Annotated in this window: 2 protein-coding genes; both read left to right on the plus strand. The window is 36.5% G+C overall.

Features of this window, described 5'->3' with window-relative positions:
* Window positions 1-498 (plus strand): transcriptional regulator (locus BIZ36_RS20405; RefSeq protein WP_187459704.1); only part of this gene is annotated, 498 nt, incomplete at its 5' end.
* Between the two features lie 950 nt (window positions 499-1,448).
* Window positions 1,449-2,681: a hypothetical protein gene (locus BIZ36_RS20410; RefSeq protein ID WP_187459705.1), complete on the plus strand. Its 1,233-nt coding sequence runs from the start codon at window positions 1,449-1,451 to the stop codon at window positions 2,679-2,681.
* Window positions 2,682-2,900: the final 219 nt, after the last annotated feature.

A 2,900-nucleotide genomic window follows, 5' to 3' on the forward strand; every position in this document is an offset into this window, starting at 1 on the left:
CAGGGAAGGCACCGATACTTTTCCTTTGCCAATGCAGAAGTGGCCTATGTAGTTGAATCATTGGCCAGCCTTGCGGATACACCGCCCTCTGAATTGGACAAAACCCCAAAGACCGGCATCAGGTATTGCCGAACCTGTTATGACCATCTTGCTGGCTATGTTGGGGTCGCACTTACCGACGCTATGGTTCGAAAAGGCTATTTGATACCTGCCGACAAAATGTATTCTGTTACCGAAGCAGGGTGGGACTGGTTTTCAAAACTTGATATTTCGAAAGCTGATTTTACAAAAAATCGTCGGCCATTGACACGGCAATGCCTTGATTGGTCAGAACGTAGACCACATTTATCAGGACATCTTGGAGGTGTTTTTATGGAAAGAACCCGCGAAATGGATTGGTTCAGGAGGATAGATGCTTCAAGGGAACTTTTAATCACTTCAAAAGGAAGAAAGGCGGTTCATGATTTACTTGGAATCGATATAGATCGAAACCCTTGATATTTTCGTGTCATCGAATATGTGCTATGGGTTATCCTTCCCTTGAACTTTCAATGATTGATATCAAATAGACACAAATCAAGGGGTACCGATAAAGTCCATTTCAAAGTACTACCTCCCGTAATAAGAGTTTTACCAAAAAGATTAATGTACTTTATCAAGTCTCCCGATCAAAAGTGAAAGACATTTGCTCAAGAGGCAAATATGTTAATAGATTTAACATATGGAAGATTTTTCTTATTTTGTAAGCGTTTTTAAAAACTAGTGTTAGTTATTGGATGGTTGAAATTATTTTCTATCCCCCTTTAAGGCCAGGTGCACCTGGCCTTTTTTGCTGAAATATATTGGCAGGTCGGAATAGGTTTAAAATCCACAGGCCTTCTATACTCAATCAATAATATTGTTCCAATTTGAACAGGCCAAGTCTATCTGGACTTTCCTGCAGCTCAGTCATATCAAGCTCGTTTTGCGGATAGAATTTACATTATCCAATATGCCTGTAAGCAATAGATCGAGTCTCTAAGAGTCTCATGCATCTACGCAAATAACATTACAAGCTGTTCTTTGTTGTCCCGGAGAAATCTATCTGGCATGTTCTTTCGAAAAACTCCGGACATCGTTCATCTAGGCTTCAGCGATCTTGCTTTTTCAAGACGTTCCCTAAAGTCATTTAGCTTCGGTTGAACGTCCTCTCTTCCGCTACTTGCGAGGTTATGAAAGACTAACACCGCTTTCTCAGGGACCCTGATCTCCTCATCAATGGACTTGCCTTTCCTATACAGGATGGCCAGTCTTCTATACGGAAAGCTACCTTCAAAACCTTACAATTAATAGACGCATAATACTACTATTATTCCACATTAAAACCCTCATAATATAAGAATATTCATATATTACATCTGTAAAGGTATAATCACATTGGTACGCTTAGTAAGTTGACAACAATAACTATGAAAAACATTTTGATACTAACAATTGTTATGTCCCTTATTTCCTGTGAAATACAAAGAAAAATAGTCAAGGATATAGAATTTGAGGCGCCTTACAAATTCAATATTGAAATTGAAAATCAAGTGACTTCCGACTCCAATTCGGGTCATGCTCATCACGGAAATAATTATCAACATCTTGCATATGATTATGGATTAAAAGGCGATTATAAGAATGCCTTGAGATTGTGGGATTTAGGATATGAAGCCCAAATTAATGTATTAACTCAGGAACAAATTGATTCTATAAATAATAGTTATAGGGTTACAAGCGCGACGGACTATATCTTTAGCAAGGCGGAACAAAGTCAGGTTATAATAATCAATGAGGCACACCATAACTCCAGACATAGAGCATTTACAAAATCCTTGCTCAAAAAACTATTTACCCAAGGTTATAAAAATTTGGGATTGGAGGCACTGAGTAATGGGAAGAATAAAGATTCGTTATTAAATCATCGCGGTTATCCTATTCTTAAAAGCGGTTACTACATATTAGATCCACAGTTTGGCGATTTGGTGAGAACAGCATTAGAAATCGGCTATAATATTTTCCCATATGAGGTAACTACAGAAGCAGATGGTAAAGAAAGGGAGATTGAGCAAGCAAGGAATATTCAAAATGAGATTGAAAAAAAACCAAATCAAAAATTTATTATTCATTGTGGATTTGACCATGCACTAGAAGGCAAATTACCAGCTTGGGGAAAGGCAATGGCCGGTCGATTAAATGAATTTACCGGAATTAACCCTTTTACAATTAATCAAACGGAATATAGTGAAAGAAGCAATAAAAATTTCAACAATTTTATACTAAGAGCTTTGGATTTAAAAGAACCTAGCATTCTTCTAGACCAACTCAATAATCCCATGAGATACGAAAGAAAAGATAGTTGGACGGATATAGCAGTACTTCACCCCAATACCAACTATTCTAACGGAAGACCAGATTGGCTTTTCTTAAGTGATGTAAAAGAGGTTCCAATTACACTAGAAGATATGGAGATTGCCCCACCCATAATGGTTCTTGCTTATAAAAAAAACGAAGACATCAATAAAGCTATTCCCGTTGATATTGTTGAAATAAAAGACATTAAGGACAAAATTAATCTTGCACTCAAAAAAGGAACTTACCAAATAGTAATAATAAATCAAAAAAAAGTATCACGCAAGTTCGAAATCAGCGTAGAATAACTATAACTAATAATGACTATAGTACATAGGGCGAAAAGTGATATATTACAAAGCTGAACTTATTAATAATATTACTAGAATATCTAAATTGAAATATTCTCTTTTATTTGTACAATAAAACGGCCGTTTTACGAAACTAATTAAGGAATCTGGTCAAAAATAGGACTATCTCATAAAGTGTGTAAATAGAAAATTAGCGGGGGCATGCCCCCGCTAATT

It is taken from the genome of Cytophaga sp. FL35, assembly GCF_014349235.1.
Lineage (GTDB): Bacteria > Bacteroidota > Bacteroidia > Flavobacteriales > Flavobacteriaceae > Euzebyella.

What these genes read in the sequence shown, in the direction of transcription:
- BIZ36_RS20410 (WP_187459705.1), top strand. Translation starts at nt 1,449, where the DNA reads ATGAAAAACATTTTGATACTAACAATTGTTATGTCCCTTATTTCCTGT.